We start from the raw sequence: 20,970 nt of genomic DNA on the forward strand, positions 1-20,970 counted from the left end.
TTCACAGATCCGGGATCGGCATGTCGAGATTAGGGACCGTCAGCCCGCCGTCGACTTCGAGCGTCTTACCGGTCAGGTAGCTGCCTGCCGGCGAGGCGAGGTACACCGCGGCCGCGGCGATGTCCTGCGGGTCGCCGAGCCGACGCATCGGCGTGGCCTGCTCCATCGGCTTCCGCAGATCGTCGTTGGACGCCACGATGTCGAGCGCCGACGTGAGGATCGAACCCGGCGCGATCGCGTTGACGCGGATCCGCGGGCACAAGTCGAGTGCGGCGAGGCGGGTGTAGTGGGCGAGCGCGGCCTTGGCCGTTCCGTAGGCGGCGAAGCCTCGGCCGGCCAGCCGTCCCATCGTGGAGGTGATGTTGATGATGCTGCCGCCGCCGGAGTGTTCGAGCATCAGCGGAACCGCGGCCGTGGTGAGCGCGTGCGCGGTGGTGACGTTGAAGGTGAACGCGTCGCGCAGGTCCTTGGTCGAGGTGTTCAGGAGCGCGTTCGGCATGGTGCCGCCGACGTTGTTGACGACGATGTCTAGTTTGCCGAACGCCTCGATCGCGGCGCCGGCGAGCATGGCGGTGTCGGCGGGGTGCGCGAGGTCGGCCACCACGACGTGCGCGCTGCGCCCGACGCCCTTGATCTGCTCGGCCACCTCCTCGAGTTGCGACTGGGTGCGCGACGCGATCACCACGTCCGCACCGGCTTCCGCGAAAGCAACCGCCATCGCGGCACCGAGGCCGCGGCCTGCGCCGGTGACGACGGCAACCTGATCGTCGAGCCGGAATCTGTCAAGAATCACGTTTCGAGTCCTTCCCTTGCCCGGCGAACCGTAACAGGGTGCGGCGGCAGGCGTGACGGCTTTTTGAAACACGTTCTAATTTCCGCCAAACGTACGCCAAGGTCGTACTTCGACCGGTCAGCACGGCCCTGGTGTACGTCTCGCGGAAACGAGGTTCGGCGGCGGGGGGGCGACGGCGGCGGGGGGTGCGACGGCGGCGGGGGTGGACGGCGCCCCTCGGGCGGACGGCGCCTCTCAGACGAGCGGCTACTTCTTGGCGGCGGTCTTCTTGGCCGCGGATTTCTTCGCCGTCGACTTCTTCGCGGCCTTCTTGGCGGGCGTCTTCTTAGCCGCGCTCTTCTTCGCGGGCGCCTTCTTGGCCGGCTTGTCGTCGTCGTCGGAGCTGCGTGACCCGCCGCGGCCTTCGCGGCGCGCCTTCACACTGGCCTCGAGCTTGGCCAGCAGATCGGAGACGTCCTCGGTCTCGTCGAGCTCCTGCGGCTGCTCCTCGGTGGTAAACGCTTCGCCGCCTTCGAGTTTCGCTTGGATCAGCTCGCGCAGCTGCTCCTGATAGTCGTCGTGGTAGCGGTCGGGATTGAAGTCGTCGGTCATCGAATCGACGACCTGGGTTGCCATCTTCAACTCGGCCGGCTTGATGTCGACTTCCTTGTCCAGCACCGGAAAATCGGGGTCGCGGATCTCGTCGGGCCACAACAGCGTCTGGATCACCATGACGTCGCGCTTGCTGAAGTCCTGAACCCGAAGCGCGGCGAGCCGCGTCTTGTTGCGCAACGCGAAGTGCACGATCGCGACTCGGTCGGTCTCCTTGAGCGTCTTGGTCAACAGCACATACGACTTCGACGACTTGCCTTCGGGCTCGAGGAAGTAGCTGCGGTCATACATCATCGGGTCGATGTCGCCGGCCGGAACGAACTCCAGCACCTCGATCTCGCGGCTGCGTTCCTCGGGCAGCGTGGCGATGTCCTCGTCGGTGATGATCACGGTCTGCCCGTCGTCGGATTCGTAGGCCCGGGCAATGTCGCGATATTCGACTTCCTCGCCGTCGATCTCGCAGACACGCTTGTAGCGGATGCGCCCGTTGTCCTTCGCGTGCACCTGATGGAACTTCACGTCGTGGTCCTGCTGCGCGCTGTAGACCTTGACCGGCACGTTCACCAGGCCGAACGCGATCGAACCCTTCCATATGGAACGCATCAACCCAGTATGGCTGATTTGAGGGCCGCATCGCGGGTACTGCGATCTGGCAGGTTGGCGCCGGGCTGCGAGACCGTCAGCGCCGACGACATCGCGGCGGTGCGCACGACGTCCGTGAGCTGGTCGGTGCCGATGCGTGCGAGGTCACGGCGGCGCTCGGCGCCCAAGAGTCCGAGCGTCCACAGTGCGTCGATCAGGCCGGTCATGTACGCATCACCCGCGCCCACGGTGTCGACGACGTCGACCTGGAACGCCGGAAGCCGCACCATGCCCTGCGCACACAGCGCGAACGAGCCATGCCCACCCATCGTCACCGCGACGATCGATGGGCCCAGTGACAACCACGTCTGCGCGATCTGCTCGGGTGTCCGTCCCGGATCGAGCCAGCGGATGTCTTCGTCGCTGGCCTTCACCACGTCGGACCGTTCGATGAGCCGGTCGATGCGGGCGCGTGCTGCGTCGGCGTCCTCGATCAGTGCGGGCCGCACGTTCGGGTCGAACGTCACGGTGGCCGAAGGGTGATAGGTGTCCAGCAGCGCGGCGGTTGCCCGGCAGCCGGGCTCGAGCACCGAGGCGATCGATCCGGTGTGCGCGACCAGCGGCGGACCCACTTCTGGTGTTCCGGTCAGCTGCCACTCGATGTCGAACTCGTACTCCGCCGATCCCTGCTCGTCCAGCGTCGCCAACGCCGTCGGCGTCCGCGCTGCGTTCGTGCTGCCTTCGACCAGCCCTACCCCGGACGCTTCGACGTGGTCGGCGATGCGCCGTCCGCGTTCGTCGCCACCGATGTGGGTCAAGAAGTCGACGTCGCGGCCCAGGCGAGCCAGCCCCACCGCCACGTTGAGTGGGCTGCCGCCGACGTGCTCACCAATGACCTCGCCACCGCGCCGGACGATGTCGATCAACGCCTCGCCGATCACCAGCGCCCGCTGCACGCTCACGAGTCGTCCTTGTGCATCAACGCTTCCAGCGTCGCCCGCGCACCATCGCGGTGCAGCGAGTCGAGCGCCCAGACGTAGGCATCGACGAATCGTTCGTCGGAGGCGAGATCGCCGAATAGATCAGTGTTTTCGATGAATGCGGTCGGATTCTCGCGCGGCTGTTTGGCCAGTGGTACCAAGACGTCGGCGAGCTGATCCTGCACGTCGATCGGCTGGCCGTGTTCGTCGGTGGCCTCGGCATAGCGTGCCCAGCTGGCCACCGTCGCCGCCGACAGCCGGATCGGCGCGCCGGTTCTCAGGTTTTCGCGGATGACGGGCAGCAGCCATTTCGGAATGCGGTCCGAGGAGCCGTAGCACAGCCGGGCGACGGTATCTCTGACGCCGGGATTGGCGAACCGCTCGATCAGCGTGCGCTTGTAGTCGGGCAGGTCGATCCCGGGTACGGGTTTGAGTGTCGGTGTCGCCTCGTCGTCCATGTACGCCAGCAGGAAGTCGGCGAACAGCGGGTCGCCGGCGGCGTCGTGGACCAGACGGTACCCGGCGAGATATGCGAAGTAGCAGAGGCATTGATGGCCGGCGTTGAGCAGACGCAGCTTCATCAGCTCGTACGGGGTGACGTCATCGACCATGAGCACGTCCACGGCTTCGAGCGGTGGTCTGCCGTCAGCGAAGTCGTCCTCGAGCACCCAGGAGGTGAAGGGTTCGGCTACCACCGGCCATTGGTCGTCGATACCGAATTCGGTTGCCACGACGTCGATCACGTCGGGGGTGGTCACCGGTGTGATGCGATCGACCATGGAGTTGGGAAACTTGGTGTGCGTGTCGATCCATTCGCCGAGGCCTGCGTGGACCCTTTCGGCGTAGTTGGTGAACGCGTGCCGGGCGACCTCGCCGTTTCCCTCGATGTTGTCGCACGACACGATCGTCGGCGAGGGGATGCCACGGTCGCGCCTGCGCGCGAGCGCATCGACGACCAACCCGAAGACGTTCACTCCGTCGGCGCCGCCGACATTGTCGATGTTGTAGCCACCCTCGGTGATGGTCAGCGAAATGATCCGGGTGGTCGGCGCGGCCAGCAGCTCGATCACAGAGTCGGGGTCGTCGGGCGCATAGCGGTAGTCGACGATCGAACCGATCACGCGTGCATCGCGGCTACCGTCGGGCTTCTCCAGCAGCAGGATGTACAGGCCGTCCTGGCTGGCCATCACATCGGCCATCTTGCGGTCGGCGGGCATCACGCCGACACCGGCGATACCCCACTCCTTCGCGAGCCCCTTCTCCAGAAGCCGGTCGACGTACATCGCCTGATGCGCCCGGTGAAAGCCGCCGACTCCGAAATGCACTATGCCGACCGATATTCCGGAACGGTCGTAGGTCGGCTTGTCCGACGGCAGCTGGGCGAGCGTGGAGTTGTCGAGTTTCATGAGACCGTCACCACCGACTTCACGCTACCCGGCGTGCGGTCGGAGTCGAGGGCCTCGGCGGTGCGCTCGAGCGGAAAGCGGGCGGTCACCATCGCATCCAGATCAACCTGTCCCGATTCCACCAGGGCGATCGCCGTCGGCCAGGTGTTCGCGTATCGGAAAACGCCCGTCAGCACCAGTTCTCGATTCTGAATCACCTGCGTCGGCAGCTCCATCGACTCGGCGCCCAGGCCGACCAGCACCACCTTGCCCGCCGGTCGCACCGCCCGAACGCCGTCGGCGACGGCCGTCGCCGCGCCGGAGGCGTCGATGAACGCGTCCACCCCGAGATCCGTGATGGGTTGGACGGTCGGATCGAGCACTGCCGTCGCGCCGAACGAGGTCGCCTGTCGTCTCCGGGCCTCGTCGGGATCGCTGACGACGATGTCCGTCGCGCCGTAGGCGCGCGAGAGTTGGGTGATCACGATGCCGATCGGTCCGGCCCCGGTGACCAACACCCGCGAGCGTCCGTCCACGCCCGCCTTGCGTACCGCGGCGATGCCGACGGACAGCGGCTCACACAACGCGGCCGCGTCATCGGAGATGGAGTCGGGCACGCGATGGGCGAACTCCGCTCCGATGGTCACATACTCGCACAGTGCTCCGTCGACGGGTGGGGTCGCGAAGAACCGCATGTGCGGGCAGAGGTTGTAGTGCCCGCGGCGGGTCTCGTCGCTGTCGGGATCGGGGCGCTGCGGTTCGATCGACACGCGCTCACCGATGCGCGCGCGGTCGACGTTCTCGCCGACGTCGACAATCGTGCCGGCCGCCTCGTGGCCCAGGATCAGCGGCGCCGCCACGACGAATTCGCCCACGCGCCCGTGCCGGTAGTAGTGGGTGTCCGATCCGCACACACCCACTGACGAGATGCGTACCAGCACGTCACCGAGGTCGGGGCGCGGCACAGGGCGCTCCTGCATCTCGATCCGCCCGGGTTCGACGAGCACCGCGGCCCGCATCCGGCTATCCGGCGAAAGTGTTGTGTGCGTCACATCGACCATGTTAACGTGGTGAGCATCTAATCGCACCCCTGAGCAAATGCTCACGCGGCGAATGCTCAGTTACGGAGGGCGGAGGGCGTGACCGCATCGACGTCGACCGGTGAACTCGGCGGGGCCGCGGTTCCGGCGCAGGACATCCGGCTGGCGCTGCGTGCGGCGACGATGTACTACCTCGACGGCCTGACCCAGGCCGAGATCGCCGCCCGGCTCGGCGTCTCACGTCCGACCGCTGGTCGACTGATCGCCCGCGCGAAGGCTCGCGGCCTGGTCCGCATCGAGATCGCCGTCCCGGCCGGGCTCAGCGAGGATCTGCACGCCGAGGAGGAGCGCGAACTCGAGCGGCGCTACGGCCTCACCGAGGTGGTGGTCGCCGGGCACGGCGTCGACATCGGCGCCCCGGGTCGGCCGGCCGGGTTCGCCAGTGTTGGGCGCGCCGCGGCCGCGCTGCTGATGCGGCGCCTCATGCCCGACGACGTGCTCGGGTTCACCTGGGGCCCTGAGCAGGTTGCCGCCGCCAACGCGCTGGTTCCGGGGGTGGCGAGTTGTCGCGCAGTCGTGCAGCTCGACGGCGCCATGTCGACCGCGGCCTATCAGACCGGCACGGAGTTCATCCTGACGCGGTGCGCGGAAACGTTGCGCGCGAGCACGTTACGGCTACCAGCACCGCTGTACGCAGACCCGTCGACGGTCGCGTCGATGCGCACCGATTCGGTGATTTCACGCACGCTCGAGGCGGGTCGGCAAGCGGACATGATGCTCTTCGGTGTCGGTGCGGTGTCGACCTCGACCACGCTGTTCGAGGGCAGCTTCCTCGACACCCGCATGCTCGATGAGCTCGAGTCGCTCGGTGCGGTAGGGGAGATCGGCGGACGGTTCTTCGACGCGGACGGTGCGCCCGTCGACACCGAACTGCAGCAGCGTGCGGTGTCGGTGCCGCTGGAGGACATCCGTAACTGTGGGAAGACGCTGCTGATCTCCAGCGGCGCCACCAAGTACGACGCCACCCTGGCCGTCCTGAAGGGCAAATTGGCCCGGCTGCTGGTATGTGACATCGATTGCGCGCGTTGGTTGTTGGGGCAGTGAGGAGACGACGCAGGTGAGACCGATAATGATCAGGCGATTCGCGGCGGTGACCGCCGCGTCGGTCGTGGTGCTCGCATCCGGTTGCTCGGGCGCCGGGAGCCTCGGCGCTTCGGACAACCAGGTCACCATCGCGATGGTGTCGAACTCCCAGATGACCGACGCCAGGGATCTGTCCTCGGAGTTCGAGAAGGCCAACCCGGGGACGAAGTTGAAGTTCGTCACGCTCTCGGAGAACCAGGCCCGCGCCAAGATCACCATGTCGACCGCGATGGGTGGAAGCGAGTTCGATGTCGTGATGATCAGCAACTTCGAGACCCCGCAGTGGGCGAAGGACGGCTGGCTGCGGGACCTCTCCGAATACGCCGCGAAGACACCGGGTTACGACGAGGAAGACTTCATCTCGTCGCTGCGCGAGTCGCTGTCGCACGACGGTGATATGTACGCGGTCCCGTTCTACGGCGAGTCGTCGTTCCTGATGTACCGCAAAGACCTCTTCGAACAGGCCGGGATCAAGGTCGATCAGTCACCGGACTATCAACCCACCTGGCAGGAAGTGGCGCAGTGGGCCGACACCCTCAAGACCAACAACCGCGCCGGCATCTGCCTACGCGGGAAGCCCGGGTGGGGTGAGGTGCTCGCACCGCTCGACACCGTGATCAACACCTTTGGTGGGCGCTGGTTCGACGAGCAGTGGGACGCGCAGCTGAACAGCCCGGAGGTGCGCAAAGCGGTCAACTTCTATGTCGACCTGGTCAAGCGTTCCGGTGAGCTGGGCGCGGCCTCGACCGGATTCCAGGAGTGCGCAAACCTGTTCGGGCAGGGCCAGACAGCCATGTGGTACGACGCGACGTCCGCGGTGTCGGTCCTGGAGGATCCGAAGGAGTACCCGGAGCTGGTCGGCAAGATCGGCTACCTACCCGCACCGATCGCGGAGAAGCCGAACTCCGGATGGCTGTACACCTGGGCATTGGGCATTCCGAAATCGGCCAAGAACCCCGACGGCGCCTGGAAGTTCATCTCGTGGATGACGAGCAAGGACTACATGAAGCTGGTGGGGGAAAAGCTCGGCTGGGCCCGTGTTCCACCGGGCAGCCGCACGTCGACGTATACCGAACTGCCGGAGTACGAGAAGATCTCGCAGTCGTACGGGCCTCTGACATTGCGCTCGATCGAGAATGCGAACCCGAACAAGCCCACGGTGCAACCGGTTCCGTACACCGGCATTCAGTTCGTCGCGATCCCCGAGTTCCAGGACCTCGGCACCAGGGTCAGTCAGCAGATCAGTGCCGCGATCGCCGGCCAGAAGACTGTGGACGAGGCCCTCGACCAGGCGCAGCAGTACGCCGAGGTTGTCGGCAAGACATACCAGGAGAAGTAATGACCGTAACCGCCGATACCAAGGCCGAAACCAGCGAAATGGCGGTGGCCGAACGGGTTCGAAGGATTCGAGAGGCACAGGACACCGGCGTGAGCCGCGCCGAGGCCTGGCGTCGCCGCGGCCCGCTGCTGCCGGCGCTGATCTTCATGATCGTCGTCACGCAGATCCCGTTCCTGTTCACCCTCTACTATTCGACGTTGTCGTGGAACCTGGTTCGCCCGGGTTCACGCAGGTTCATCGGATTGCAGAATTACGTCACGGTCGCCAAGGACAGCCAGTTCTGGACGGTCGCGCTCAACACCGTGATCCTGATCGTCGGGGTGGTGTTGCTCTCGGCGTTCTTCGGGCTGCTGCTGGCCCTCCTGCTGGACCGGGCGTTCCTGGGCCGCGGGATCGTGCGGACCCTGTTGATCACGCCGTTCCTCGTCACACCCGTTGCCGCCGCCCTGATCTGGAAGACGACGATCCTCGATCCCAACAACGGAATCCTGAACTGGGTGATGTCGCTGGTCGGGATCGAGCGCATGGACTGGATCGGGCGGTTCCCGCTGCCGATGGTGATGGTGATGCTCATCTGGCAGTGGACACCGTTCATGATGCTGCTGATCCTCGCGGGCCTCCAGTCGATGCCACGCGACATCCTGGAGGCCGGTCGAGTCGATGGCGCCAACGCGTTCCAAGTGTTTCGGGAGTTGACGCTGCCACACCTTCGGCGATTCATCGAGTTGGGCGTCGTCCTGGGAGCGATCTTCCTGGTCAACACGTTCGACGCGATCTACATGATGACCCAGGGCGGCCCAGGGATCGCGAGTGCGAATCTCCCGTTCTACATCTATCAGCGCGCGTTCCTCGGCTTCGACATCGGTCAGGCCGCTGCTATGGGCGTGGTGGTCGTGATCTTCACGATGATCATCGCCAGCTTCGCGCTCCGATTGATCTTCAAGTCGTTCACCGGGAAGGAAGAGGCGGCCTGATGACTACCACGGTTGAGAAGACCGCAGCCACACCACAACCCGCTGCGAGCGCAAAGAAGAAGTCGCGCACGTTCAGCCCGTTGGGCCCGGTGGCGTGGCTGGTCGGACTCGGGTTCTTCTTCCCGGTCTTCTGGATGGTGCTGACGTCGTTCAAACAGGAAGCCGACGCCGCCACCAGCCCACCGAAGCTGTTCTTCTCCCCGACGCTGGATCAGTATTCGGCGGTCTTCAACCAGGGCATCGGGCCGGCGATGCTGAATTCGCTGTTCGCCACCGGGGTCTCGACGCTGATCGTGCTGTCGCTCGGCGTGCCCGCCGCGTTCGCCTTATCGCTGCGGCCGGTCCGCAAGACGCAGGATGCGCTGTTCTTCTTCATGAGCACCCGCATGCTGCCCGTCGTCGCGGTGATCCTGCCGCTGTACGTGATCGTCTCCAATATCGGCCTGCTGGACAACATCTGGGCCTTGATCGTTCTCTACACCGCGATGAACCTGCCGATCGCGGTCTGGATGATGCGGTCGTTCTTCCTGGAGGTGCCCGGCGAACTACTGGAGGCGGCAAGCCTGGACGGGGCCAGCCTGTGGCGGTCGGTCCGTGAGGTGATCTTGCCGCTCGTGTCGCCGGGTATCGCCGCGACGGCGCTGATCTGCGTGATCTTCGCCTGGAACGAGTTCTTCTTCGCGGTGAACCTGACCGCGGTGAACGCTCAGACCATGCCTGTGTACCTCGTCGGCTTCATCGCCGGTGAGGGTCAGTACTGGGCCGTGCTGTCGGCGGCCGCAACCATGGCCGCACTGCCCGTGATCCTCTGCGGGTGGATCGCACAGAACAAGTTGGTGCGCGGACTTTCGTTCGGCGCGATCAAGTAACCGTCAGAGCTGATCAACAGACACGGAGATACCTATGGCAACAATCACTTACCGCAACGCCACGTGCATCTACGAGGGCTCGGACAAGCTCGCGGTCGACTCGCTCAACCTCGAGATCGCTGATGGCGAGTTCGTGGTGCTGGTAGGCCCTTCCGGGTCAGGAAAAAGCACGGCACTGCGCATGCTGGCCGGGCTGGAGGACATCGACGAGGGGGCGATCGAGATCGGCGGCCGGGACATGACGGGTGTGCCGTCGAAGGATCGTGACATTGCGATGGTGTTCCAGAACTACGCGCTGTATCCGAACAAGACCGTCGCCGAGAACATGGGTTTCGCGCTGAAGCTGCGTGGGGTGTCGTCGGCGGAGCGGCGCAAAAAAGTTGAGGAGGCCGCGAAAATCCTTGATCTGACGGAGTTCCTGGACCGCAAGCCGGCCAAGCTGTCGGGTGGTCAGCGTCAACGCGTGGCGATGGGCCGCGCGATTGTGCGAGAGCCGCAGGTGTTCTGCATGGACGAGCCGCTGTCGAACCTCGACGCGAAGCTGCGCGTGCAGACCCGAACCCAGATCGCCGCGCTACAGCGACGCCTCGGCACCACGACGGTCTACGTCACCCACGATCAGGTCGAGGCCATGACGATGGGGGACACGGTAGCGGTTCTGCGGTTCGGCAAGCTGCAGCAGTTCGCCTCCCCGAACGAGCTCTACGACAGGCCGGCCAACGCGTTCGTCGCGGGTTTCATCGGGTCACCGGCGATGAACCTGGTGACCCTGCCGATCGCCCCCGACGGCGTCCGGATCGGCGACTCGATCCTGGAGGTCGAGCGTGATCGATTGACCAAGTTGAGCGATGCAGGCCTGTCGGAGGTCACGATCGGAATCCGGCCCGAGCAACTCGAACTCGCCGACACCGGCGGTGTGCCGGTCGTCGTCGACCTGGTCGAGGACCTCGGCAGCGAGGCCTACCTCTACACGCACGCCGGTTCGGGTCCGGGGGTGGAGCTGGTCGCGCGGTGCAACCCGCGCACGGCGCCCAAGCTTGCGGAGACGGTGCGGCTGCGCAAGCATCCGGAAGGCTTCGTCCACCTGTTCCACCCGGAGACGGGCGAGCGCATCGACTGAGGCTCGCCAGCGGTGCGTCGAGTTCTGCACCAGGGTCGTGCTTTTAGCGTTATCACGACCCTCCGGCAGAACTCGGTGGCGTCCATCCGCGTCGGGCGAACGCGTCGAAGACGCGATGCAGGGTGTACCGACGACTGTGTTCCTTGAGCACATGAATGTCGATCCAGCCCTGGCGCTCGATGAACGCGGCGCGGCCCACGTCGTGTACGTACTGTCGTCGGTTCTCGCTGTGGTGAACTCCGTCGTAGTCCAGGCCCACCATCGGTTCGTCGTAGCCCATGTCAAGGAACGCCTCCTCGTAACCGTCGCTGAGCCTGATCTGCGTGCGCGGGGCCGGCAGCCGGCGTCTACGAGTGACGGTCGAAGCCGGGTCTCCTCGGGCGACTGCGCGCCCCTGTCCACCAACTCGAGCGCCACGCGTGCGCGACGAACTCCGCGTGCACCGCGATACCGGTCGCTCAGCGCGAGGGCATCGTCGGCGGACACTCCGGTCGCGGCGGCCAGGGCGTCCAGGTGCGCGACGGCGGTATCGCGCGGAAGGTGGCGAGCCAAATCCCACGCCGTGCGGACCGGACTCGTCACGGGCACCTCACCGACATAGGTGATCTCGTCGGGTGCCCGGCGTTCCTCGCGGACAATGACGCCATCGCGTCGGCGGGTGTGAGCGGTGATCACCTCGATCGGTGTCGACGCATCCACCCACTTCGATCCGTGAAGTGCGGCCGCGGCCCGCCCCGCGATGACGCCTCTGCGGCCCGTCCACAACCACACCGCGACGGCGCTCGCGTGGACGTTGCGCTCGGCGCCGTTCGGCATATAGACCCGCGGTAGGACCGCGGTGTTGTTCCAGCGCAGCCGGCCACGCGTGAGTCGGCCTTCGCCGATCGCTTCGCTGCCGAGAAACGGTCGCCACATGACCGGGATCGTGCTTGCGCCGGCCGACAAGACCGCGGATCAACCGCCCATTTCTGCGGCAGGGCTGTGGATAACGCGAAATCGCGACCCTGGGTGCAGAAATCGACGGGCGAGCGCATCGAGGGAGGCAGGCTCGCCAGCTAGCCCACGATCGCCGGGTTGCCCGGGTCGAGGCCGCTCGAGAGATTCGGGTCGAATCCACCTGGCGTGTGGGTGAACTCCTGATGTGCCATTGGCCGGCAGTTGTTGTCGATCGGCGTCTGATCGCCCGAGCAGTAGGGCAGGAGGTCCTGCGGATCCGCGGCCGCGTGGGGCGCCGCCAGCAAGCCGGCCACCGCGACCAGGACCGCCGCGAGGATTCTCGTCACGGATCCAACCTAGCAGCGGGTATACGTTCACATTGTGGATCGATTCGGCCGGGTGAAGCTGACCAACCCGGACAAGGTGCTGTACCCGGCGACGGGTACGACCAAAGCCGAGGTGTTCGACTACTACGTCGGCATCGCCGAGGCGATGATCCCGCACATCGCAGGCCGCGCCGTCACCCGCAAGCGCTGGCCCAATGGCGTCGAGGAGTCGTCCTTCTTCGAAAAACAACTCGCCTCCTCGGCACCCGACTGGCTGGACCGCGCCTCGGTCACCCACCGCTCCGGTACGACGACCTACCCGCTGATCGACACCGCCGAGGGCCTGGCGTGGATCGCGCAACAGGCCGCGCTCGAGGTGCACGTTCCGCAATGGCGCTTTGTTCGTAAGGACGACGGGCCGCCGGCCCCCGGCCCCGCCACCCGCATCGTGTTCGATCTCGATCCCGGCGAGGGCGTCAGGTTTCGCCAGCTCTGCGAGGTCGCCCACGAGGTCCGCGACCTCATCACCGACATCGGCCTGACCACCTACCCGCTCACCAGCGGGAGTAAGGGCTTGCACCTGTACGTCCCGCTCGAGGAACCGATCAGCTCCCAGGGCGCGTCGGTACTCGCGCGGAGGGTCGCCCAGCAGCTCGAGAAGACGATGCCCAAACGGGTGACCGCGACGATGACCAAGAGCGTGCGCTCCGGCAAGGTCTTCGTCGACTGGAGTCAGAACAACGGCTCCAAGACGACGATCGCACCGTATTCGCTTCGGGGACGCGAACATCCGACGGTCGCTGCGCCGCGCACCTGGGACGAGATCGAGGATCCCCAGTTGCGCCACCTCAACTTCGACGAGGTGCTCGATCGCATGCAGGAGATGGGCGACCTACTCGCCCCACTCGACGAGGCGGTGCCCGTACCGGACCGGCTGACTACCTACCGCAGCATGCGCGACGCGTCGAAAACGCCTGAGCCGGTACCGAACAGGCCGCCGACGACGGGCAACAACGACAAGTTCGTCATCCAGGAGCATCACGCCCGCCGACTGCACTACGACCTGCGGCTCGAACGTGACGGCGTGCTGGTGAGTTGGGCGGTGCCGAAGAACCTGCCCGACACCCCGTCGGTCAACCACCTCGCCGTACATACCGAGGATCATCCGCTGGAGTACCTCACCTTTCACGGCGAGATCCCCAAGGGGGAGTACGGCGGCGGCAAGATGATCATCTGGGACACCGGTACCTACGAGGCCGAGAAGTTCAACGACGTGCCACCCGACAGTGCGAAGGACGGCGGCGAGGTCATCATCAACCTGCGCGGCAAGAAGATCGACGGCCGGTACGCGCTGATCCAGACCGACGGCAAGAACTGGCTCGCCCACCGGATGAAGGACCAGAAGCGGCCGCAGGCGGGCGACCTCGCGCCGATGCTGTCGACGGAGGGTTCGGTCGCGAAACTGAAGGCGAGCCAGTGGGCGTTCGAAGGCAAGTGGGACGGTTACCGCGTGATCATCGACGCGGACCGCGGGAGGCTCACCGTCCGGTCCCGGCGGGGCCGCGACGTCACCGGCGAGTTTCCTCAGTTCGAGGCCGTCGCAGCCGACCTCGCCGAGCACCACGTCATCCTCGATGGTGAGGCGGTCGCGCTCGACGAGTCCGGGGTGCCGAGCTTTTCGGAGATGCAGAACCGTGCCCGCTCCACTCGCGTGGAATTCTGGGCGTTCGACATCCTGTACCTCGACAGCCGATCCTTGTTGCGCGCCAAGTATTCCGATCGCCGCAAGCTGCTCGAGGCGCTCGCCGAGGGTGGTGGTTTGATCGTGCCCGAGGTGTTACCCGGCGATGGCCCCGAGGCGATGGAATACGCCCGCAAGAAGCGCTGGGAGGGTGTGGTCGCCAAGAAGCTCGACTCGACCTACCAACCGGGCCGACGGTCGAAGGCCTGGATCAAGGACAAGGTGTGGAACACCCAGGAGGTCGTGATCGGCGGCTGGCGGCGCGGTGAGGGCGGGCGTTCGAGCGGTATCGGCTCGCTGATTCTCGGTATTCCGGCCGAGGGTGGGCTTCAGTTCGTCGGCCGAGTCGGAACCGGCTTCACCGACAAAGCTCTCGCCGCGCTCACGAAGACCCTCGAGCCGCTGGAGACCGACGAGAGCCCGTTCAACGAGCGACTCCCTCGCCCGGACGCGAAGGGGGTGACGTTCGTGCGTCCTGAACTCGTCGGCGAGGTGCGTTACAGCGAACGTACCTCGGATAACCGTCTGCGCCAGCCGAGTTGGCGCGGATTGCGGCCCGACAAGGAGCCTGATGACGTCAGGTGGGAGTAGCTCAGCGCGATACGAAATCCGCCATCTCCGCAAGTCCGGCGGCTAAGCTGACGAACGGAGCGTAGCCGAGTTCGGTTCTCGCAGCGCTGATGTCGTAGCTGCGGCCGCGGCCCATGAACGCGGTGATCCAATTCGTCAGCATCAGGCGTGGCATCGACATGAGGCCACTGCCGTTGCGAGGATGCCGCTTTCATGAGGCGAATCGCTGTCAGGTCGCCAATCGAAGGGGAAGTGCTTGCTGGACCCGCGCGGTCAGTGCGCCGCTAGCAGCGCTTCCTGTATCCCGCGTGTCGCGAGCACGTCGGCAAGCTCGTTGTCGGCGACGCCCGAATGGCCCTTCACCCAGAACCACTCGACCCGATGCGGCTTACACGCCAGCTGCAGCCGCTGCCAGAGGTCGACGTTCTTCACGGGCTGCTTGGCGGCGGTCATCCAGCCGTTGCGCTCCCAGCCGAGCACCCAATTCATGATGCCGTTGCGGACGTACGTGCTGTCGGTGTACAGGTGCACAACCACCGGACGGGTCAGCGCCTCCAGCGCCATGATCGGGGCGGTCAACTCCATGCGGTTGTTACTGGTCTGCGCCTCGCCGCCGTACATCTCGCGCACATGCATCCGCTGGCGCAGTACCGCGCCCCAGCCGCCGGGCCCCGGATTGGGCCGACACCCGCCGTCCGTATGGATCACCACGACGTCGTCTGCCATGGGCAGAGAATAAGCAACGGCGTCGAGCCGACGGCTCAGCGACGCGCGGGGGCGGAGATCATCGCCGTGCGGACCGACATGCCGAACGCCTGATGCCGCAGTGTGGTGATCCGTCGCCCGGGCTGCACGGCGTCCTTGACCGGTGCGGTCCGGTCGCCGAAGAACGCCGCGGCCGCGTCGATGTCGGCAACGACGTAGGTGATTCCCCAAAGCGTCGACGGCGCGTCGCTCGTGGTGCCGGAGGAGCCGACGACCTCGACGATCACCCCGCCGAACCGGAAGAAGATCTGGCGGATCGGCCTGCCGCCCAGTTCACCGTCGCGTTCCCGTCGCGGCGCGACGCCGATGCCCGTGAACGCCTGGACGGTCCGGTCCAGATCGGGGGAGAGCACCACGACATGGTCGATCGCGGTGACGCCGTTGACATGTTCGGCGCCCGACGCGAGCGGCGCGCCCGACACCGTCGTCGGGATCCCGTCGACTTCGGAAAGTGCGGCGTCCGAGGACAATCCGCGCAACGACCACCCAGCGATTCCACTGCCGCCATCCGCGCCGACCAATCGGACGCGCACACCGCCCACTCGGCAGGTGCTATCCGCGTCGACCGTGAATCCGGCCCGACCCCAGGCGTCGGCCGGATCGGCCACCACGAGTTCGTCGACACTGACGGCTGCCGATGACACCGCTCGAGTATGACGTCTGCGCTCAGCGCGCGAAATCGGCGGGGCGGAACTGGCCGTTGCTCAGCTTGCGTTCGATCTCCTCGAGACTTCTTCCCGTCAGGTCGGGCATCCGGAAATAGACGAAAATCCATGCGGCCACGTTGAACAATCCGTAGAGCCACATGGTCGGCCCGACCTCGATCGCGTTGATCAGCGACAACAGGGTCAACGTGATGATCAGGTTGGTGCCCCACAGCGCCGCGGACTGCGCGGCCGTGCCGGCCGGTCGCACCGCCAGCGGATAGGTCTCGGATCCGGTCAGCCATCCCATCAACTGCAAGCCGCGCGCGTTGAAGAGCATGAACACGATGAGACAGACGATGATGAACGGCACGGAATCCCGGCCGCTGTTGCCGGTGACAAACAACGTACCGAGAACGAACAGGCTCAGCGCCGCACCGGGAATCATGATCAACGTGAGTCGCCTGCGGCCAACCCTGTCGATGATGGACAGCCCGACGAGCTGGGCCACCAGATAACTCACACCGAGCCCCACCGACACCTGCAGCGCGACCGATTCCGAGAATCCGTTGTCGGTCAGGATCGTCGGCGAGTAGTAGATGATCATCTCGATGCCGCTGAGCTGAGTGAAAATCGCTATGCCACAACCGAGTATGAGCGCCGGGCGCACCCACCGCGCGCGCAGCCCCGGCCACCCCCGCGTCTTGGCGGTCTCCTCTTTGCGTACCAGCTCGGCCATCTCGTCGAGTTCGCCTTCGATGTCGTAGCCCGACGGTCGAACCCGGTCCAAAACGTCACGCGCCTTATCGCGGTTTTCGTTCTTGATCAACCATCGGGGGCTTTCCGGCAGCCGCAGCAGCAGACCGAACATGATCGCGGCGGGAACCGCGGCGATGCCGATCGACCATCTCCACGGGATCGATTCCGTCGCACCGACAATGGTCGCGATCACGATGCCGACCCCGATCGCGATTTGGAAGCAGAGCACGAGCCGGCCCCGGTACTTGGGCGGCGCCAGTTCCGCGACATACATGGGCGCGGTACCGCCCCGAGCAGAATGCTGGCGGCGATCAGCTGCTTCCAGCCCTCGGCGATGCCGAAGTCCTTTGTGATCTGCAGCAGTGCCCCGGAGATGATGCCGGTGTCGTAGCCGTAGAGCATCCCGGAGACCGCCGACACCAGCGCGACGATGACGACCGCGCCGGTCAGTTGTCCCGGTGTCTTGGCTCGCACGTCATCCGAGCGTTCGGTATCGATGGCACTCATCAGCCGCGGCTCCTTGAATTCATGAAGGTGCGGCACCGTCTTACCCGAGCCGGAGAAAAAGCAAACTCGCAGGTGCGCGGGGTCGCGTTCCGCGGTACCGACACCGACGTGCCGCTGGGTAATCCGCTGACCCTTCGCCACCCATAGGTCGCTGTACGGCATCAGTATGGAACTGGCGAAATCAGGCGTCGCAGCTTCACTTGCTCGGTACTTTGAGAGCGAAGATTCGGCATTTCACCGGAGGGCGGTGGCATATGGCCGGGGGAATAGCGACTGAGCTGGCGGCCGCCGGGTTCACCGAAGCGGTCGAGATCGGCCGCGGCGGCGGTGGCGTCGTCTACCGCTGCTATCAGCAGTCGCTGGCGCGAAGCGTCGCGATCAAGGTCCTCGCATCCGACCTCGACGAAGACGACCGCGAACGATTCTTCCGCGAGGGCTACGCCATGGGCGCGCTCTCCGGCCACCCCAACATCGTCAACATCCTTCAAGTCGGTGTGACCGAGGGCAATCGGCCGTTCATCGTGATGCCCTACCACCGCGAGGGCTCGCTGGCTGAGCGACTGCGGCGGGAGGGCCGCATCGCGTGGCCCGAGGCGCTGCGCATCGGCGTGAAGCTCTGCGGCGCACTGGAAACCGCACATCGAACGGGCACCCTGCACCGCGACATCAAACCGGCCAACGTCTTATTCAACGATTACGGCGAACCACAACTCAGCGACTTCGGAACCGCCCGGATCGCCGGCGGATACAAGACGGTGACCGGTTTCTTCACCGGCACGCTGTCCTACACCGCGCCGGAAGTGCTCGAGGGAAACCCGCCGACCGTCGAGGCCGACGTCTACTCGCTCGGCGCGTCGATCTACGCGCTGATCGCGGGCAAGCCCCCGCACGAGCGCAAGAACGACGAGGACCTGATCGCGCACTATCTGCGCATAACCTCCACGCCCGTACCGGATCTGCGTCCGCAGGGCATCCCCGCCGACGTGTGCGCCGCGATCGAGAAGGCGATGGCCCGCAAACCCTCCGAGCGCTACGCGTCGGCGGCGGATTTCGGTCACGAACTGCAGCTGGCACAACGCCACAACGGGCTGACCGCGGACGCAATGGCGCTCAGCGAGCCGAGTGCCGCGCCGGAACAGCCGGAAGGCACGCAGGCCGTGGCCGTTTCGGATCTCGCCGAGCCGTCGGTCTCCGCGCCGGCTGAACCCCTTTCGCCGGCGCGGCGCACGCCGGCTACGTCGGGAGCTTCCGACGCGCCCGCGCCCGAACCCGGAATGTTCGCTCACACCGCGTCGATCAGCCAGTCGAGCCTGCCCTGGCAGCTGCCGCCCGGTGTGCGGCCCGGTCAAGAGGCGGACACGCCGCCGGAGAGGAGCGGTCGGAAGCGGGCGCTGATCGTGTCCGGCGCGATCGTCGCGGTGCTGCTGCTGGTGATCAGTGGCGTCTTCGTCGTCGCATCGACGCGCGACAACGGCGGCGGCCAAACCGCCGCGCCCGCGCAGCCGGTCGCCGAGGCGCAGCCGGCCTGGCGGCCGATCGCCGACGCGCGGGTCGCCCGCGACGCCGTGGCCGCGACCCAGGCCGACGGCACCATCTGGGTCTTCGGCGGCCTCGGTGCCGACGACCGGGTCAGCGGTGAGCACGAGGGCTACGACCCCGCCATCGACAGCTGGAAGAGCGGCGAGGATCTGCCGGTTCCCGTGCAGCGTGCGATGGCGGTGACGTGGCGGGAGAACCCTGTCGTGCTCGGCGGCTGGCGTACCGAGGGCGACGACGCGAAGGTCGCGACCGACCGGGTGTGGCGGGTCGTCAACAGCCGCTGGACCGAACTGCCGCCGCTTTTACAGCCCCGCGCCGGCGGCGCCGCCGCCGTGGTCGGGGACCGGATCATCGTCGCCGGCGGGGTGGACTCTTCGGGCAAGCTGCTCACCACCACGGAGGTGTTCGACGGCACCGTCTGGAAGCTCGGTGCTCCCATTCGGACCCCGCGTCAGATGTTGAGCGCGGCGTCCGACGGCAAGCGGGTGTACGCGATCGGCGGCACGACCGGCACCGCCGACGTGGCCACCGTCGAGGCATACGACCCGGCCGCCGATTCCTGGACCGCCTTGCCCGAACTTCCCGAGCCACGAAGCGATTTCGGCGTTGCCGCCACCGACGACCGGTTGGTGGTGGTCGGGGGGACGTCGGCAGGGCAGGTCCTCAAGAGCGTCCTCGCGTTCGACCTCGCGACGACGACCTGGTCCGGCCTTCCCGACATGGGCACCGCACGCCACGGCATGGCGGTGGCCGCGGTGGGCAACCGCGTGTACGCGATCGGCGGATCGACGGATATCGGCGACGGCAAAATCACCGCGTCGGCTGAAACGCTGAAACTTCCTGTACGCCAACCTCAACCCGCTGCCGAGTGGCGCGCTCTCCCGGACGCCCCGACGCCGCGGTTGATGGCGGCGTGGAGCGTGCTCGACGACCAGATCTGGATCGCCGGTGGCATCCGCGAGGGTGAAACCCTCGACACAGTAGAGAGTTTCGATCCGCGGACCGGCAAGTGGCAGACCCAACCGCCCCTGCCGGTTGCGCTACACCATGCGACGGGCGCGACCTATAACGGGGACTTCGTCGTCCTCGGCGGCGCCACCGACAACATCGGGGAGCCGTCCGACAAGGTATTCGCGCTGCGCGACGGCAAGTGGACCGAACTCGCTGCGCTGCAACACGGTCGGGCCGGGGCCGCCGCGGCAGTGGTCGGCGACAAGCTTGTCGTGGTCGGCGGTCAAAGTGATAAGCAGCTCGTCGTGCCGACCGAGGTGTTCGACGGCGAGTCCTGGACGCAGGCCGCCGACATGCCGACGCCGCGCGAACATTTGGCCGCCGTGTCGGACGGCAACTATGTTTACGCCGTGGGAGGGCGCTCGCTGAGCGCCGACGAGAACAGCTCCGCATTCGAGCGTTTCGACCCGGCCAGCGGGGAATGGAAGAAGCTGCCGGACATGCCGACCCCACGCGGCAGCTATGGCGCCGCCTTCATCGACGGCCGGATCATCGCGGTTGGCGGCGAAGAGCCGACCCGCGTGCTGGCGACGGTCGAGATGTACGACATCGGCAACGACCGGTGGACGACGGTGGCACCGATCGGAACCCCGGTGCACGGGCAGGTGGTGGCCGCAGTCGGGGAGGCGGTGTACTGCATCGGAGGCGCCGACCGTCCGACTCACGAGGGCCCGGTCGCCACCGTCGAGGCCCTCGACTTCACGTAGCGCGCAATTGCGCCAGCGTCACGGCGCCGCGGCGAAGTGCCTCGTTGGCCAGCCGGACCCGGCGATCGCCCTCGGCGGGGATGGCGAACTTGTCGTACAGGTTCTGCAGATGCTGTTTGACCGCGGCCTCGGTGACGAACAGTTCGCCCGCCATCCGGCGGACCGAGGCGGGCTCGGGGAACGGGTCATCGGAGACCAGCGGCCGGCACAACACGATGAGCACGTCGAGTTCGCGGTGGGTCAGCCTCGGCGGGGGCTCGGCACCCTGAGCGGTGACCGTCTCCTCGTCGAGCTTGCCGTCCGAGCTGTCCCTAACCTCCCAGAAGACCAGCCGTGACTTGCCGAGGCGCACCTCGTCGCCGGATCGCAGCACACGTTCGGCGGTGATCCGCTCGCCGTTGAGAAACGTCCCGTTGCGGCTCCCGAGATCCCTTATCGACCAGGCGAACCCGAGGTTCTCCAGTACGGCGTGCAACCGCGAGACGGTCTCGTCGTGCTCCAGCGACACCGCGTTGGTGGACGCCTTGCCGAGGGTCACCCGCTCACCACTGAGCGGAACCAGCTCCCGCCCCGACGGCCTCGAGATTTCCAGGTGCGACGACATAGGACCTCCTATCGAGGCAATTCTGGCCCAGACAGGAGGTCCCTG

At 66.3% G+C, this 20,970-nt stretch carries 17 protein-coding genes and 2 pseudogenes; 7 read left to right on the top strand and 12 right to left on the bottom strand.

What is annotated here, in order from left to right:
• Position 1: 1 nt before the first annotated feature.
• The 5 genes from A5650_RS14395 to A5650_RS14415 all read right to left on the bottom strand — a co-directional run bounded on the left by A5650_RS14395 (position 2) and on the right by A5650_RS14415 (position 5,350).
• On the bottom strand, positions 2-793 hold the full coding sequence (locus tag A5650_RS14395; protein ID WP_067292421.1) for an SDR family oxidoreductase: 792 nt from the start codon (positions 791-793) through the stop codon (positions 2-4).
• Between the two features lie 246 nt (positions 794-1,039).
• Positions 1,040-1,987 (bottom strand): non-homologous end joining protein Ku, encoded by a 948-nt coding sequence (gene ku, locus A5650_RS14400; RefSeq protein WP_067292424.1) that lies wholly within the window; start codon positions 1,985-1,987, stop codon positions 1,040-1,042.
• On the bottom strand, positions 1,987-2,922 hold the full coding sequence (locus A5650_RS14405; protein ID WP_067292554.1) for a carbohydrate kinase family protein: 936 nt from the start codon (positions 2,920-2,922) through the stop codon (positions 1,987-1,989). Before A5650_RS14405 ends, ku begins: the two co-directional genes overlap by 1 nt.
• 2 nt (positions 2,923-2,924) lie before the next feature.
• A complete protein-coding gene (locus A5650_RS14410) occupies positions 2,925-4,352 on the bottom strand; it encodes a mannitol dehydrogenase family protein (RefSeq protein WP_067292427.1) in 1,428 nt (475 codons plus the stop codon).
• Positions 4,349-5,350, bottom strand: a complete 1,002-nt coding sequence (locus tag A5650_RS14415; protein WP_067292431.1) for an NAD(P)-dependent alcohol dehydrogenase — start codon at positions 5,348-5,350, stop codon at positions 4,349-4,351. The genes A5650_RS14410 and A5650_RS14415 overlap by 4 nt, the downstream gene beginning before the upstream one ends.
• A 120-nt stretch (positions 5,351-5,470) precedes the next feature.
• On the opposite strand from A5650_RS14415, the gene A5650_RS14420 reads away from it, so the two are divergent.
• From A5650_RS14420 to A5650_RS14440, 5 genes are read left to right on the top strand one after another with little or no spacing between them, the layout of a single operon-like run.
• Positions 5,471-6,475, top strand: a complete 1,005-nt coding sequence (locus tag A5650_RS14420; RefSeq protein WP_067292435.1) for a sugar-binding transcriptional regulator — start codon at positions 5,471-5,473, stop codon at positions 6,473-6,475.
• Between the two features lie 25 nt (positions 6,476-6,500).
• Positions 6,501-7,853, top strand: coding sequence for an ABC transporter substrate-binding protein (locus A5650_RS14425; RefSeq protein ID WP_067292438.1), 1,353 nt, complete (start codon positions 6,501-6,503; stop codon positions 7,851-7,853).
• Positions 7,853-8,827 (top strand): carbohydrate ABC transporter permease, encoded by a 975-nt coding sequence (locus tag A5650_RS14430; protein ID WP_067292445.1) that lies wholly within the window; start codon positions 7,853-7,855, stop codon positions 8,825-8,827. The genes A5650_RS14425 and A5650_RS14430 overlap by 1 nt, the downstream gene beginning before the upstream one ends.
• A complete protein-coding gene (locus A5650_RS14435; RefSeq protein WP_067292449.1) occupies positions 8,827-9,696 on the top strand; it encodes a carbohydrate ABC transporter permease in 870 nt (289 codons plus the stop codon). Before A5650_RS14430 ends, A5650_RS14435 begins: the two co-directional genes overlap by 1 nt.
• Positions 9,697-9,730: 34 nt before the next feature.
• Positions 9,731-10,816, top strand: coding sequence for an ABC transporter ATP-binding protein (locus A5650_RS14440; protein ID WP_067292453.1), 1,086 nt, complete (start codon positions 9,731-9,733; stop codon positions 10,814-10,816).
• A gap of 52 nt (positions 10,817-10,868) precedes the next feature.
• Here the strand turns inward: A5650_RS14440 and A5650_RS14445 are convergent.
• A pseudogene (locus tag A5650_RS14445) lies at positions 10,869-11,731 on the bottom strand (type IV toxin-antitoxin system AbiEi family antitoxin).
• A gap of 140 nt (positions 11,732-11,871) precedes the next feature.
• Positions 11,872-12,099 (bottom strand): hypothetical protein, encoded by a 228-nt coding sequence (locus A5650_RS14450; protein WP_067292456.1) that lies wholly within the window; start codon positions 12,097-12,099, stop codon positions 11,872-11,874.
• A gap of 31 nt (positions 12,100-12,130) precedes the next feature.
• Between A5650_RS14450 and A5650_RS14455 the strand changes: the two genes are divergently transcribed.
• Positions 12,131-14,410: an ATP-dependent DNA ligase gene (locus tag A5650_RS14455; protein WP_067292459.1), complete on the top strand. Its 2,280-nt coding sequence runs from the start codon at positions 12,131-12,133 to the stop codon at positions 14,408-14,410.
• Between the two features lies 1 nt (position 14,411).
• Here A5650_RS14455 and A5650_RS26830 read toward each other — a convergent pair whose 3' ends face one another.
• From A5650_RS26830 to A5650_RS14470, 4 genes and pseudogenes are all read right to left on the bottom strand, one after another.
• Positions 14,412-14,570, bottom strand: coding sequence for a hypothetical protein (locus A5650_RS26830; protein WP_197501878.1), 159 nt, complete (start codon positions 14,568-14,570; stop codon positions 14,412-14,414).
• A 92-nt stretch (positions 14,571-14,662) separates the two neighbouring features.
• Entirely contained in the window at positions 14,663-15,115 is a 453-nt protein-coding gene (rnhA, locus tag A5650_RS14460; protein ID WP_067292463.1) for a ribonuclease HI, read from the bottom strand.
• 35 nt (positions 15,116-15,150) lie between these two features.
• Complete coding sequence (locus A5650_RS14465; protein ID WP_067292466.1) at positions 15,151-15,798, bottom strand: VOC family protein; 648 nt, start codon at positions 15,796-15,798, stop codon at positions 15,151-15,153.
• A 22-nt stretch (positions 15,799-15,820) separates the two neighbouring features.
• Positions 15,821-17,064 (bottom strand): annotated as a pseudogene (locus tag A5650_RS14470) (sugar porter family MFS transporter).
• Between the two features lie 254 nt (positions 17,065-17,318).
• On the opposite strand from A5650_RS14470, the gene A5650_RS14475 reads away from it, so the two are divergent.
• Positions 17,319-20,321 carry a serine/threonine-protein kinase gene (locus A5650_RS14475; protein WP_067292470.1) on the top strand — a complete coding sequence of 1,001 codons (3,003 nt, stop codon included), beginning with the start codon at positions 17,319-17,321 and terminating at the stop codon, positions 20,319-20,321.
• Here the strand turns inward: A5650_RS14475 and A5650_RS14480 are convergent.
• Positions 20,314-20,925: an FHA domain-containing protein gene (locus tag A5650_RS14480; RefSeq protein WP_067292474.1), complete on the bottom strand. Its 612-nt coding sequence runs from the start codon at positions 20,923-20,925 to the stop codon at positions 20,314-20,316. The two genes, A5650_RS14475 and A5650_RS14480, sit on opposite strands and share 8 nt — an antisense overlap.
• Positions 20,926-20,970 lie beyond the last annotated feature (45 nt).

Origin of the sequence: Mycobacterium sp. 1164985.4 (assembly GCF_001668575.1) — a bacterium.
Taxonomy (GTDB): Bacteria; Actinomycetota; Actinomycetes; order Mycobacteriales; family Mycobacteriaceae; genus Mycobacterium.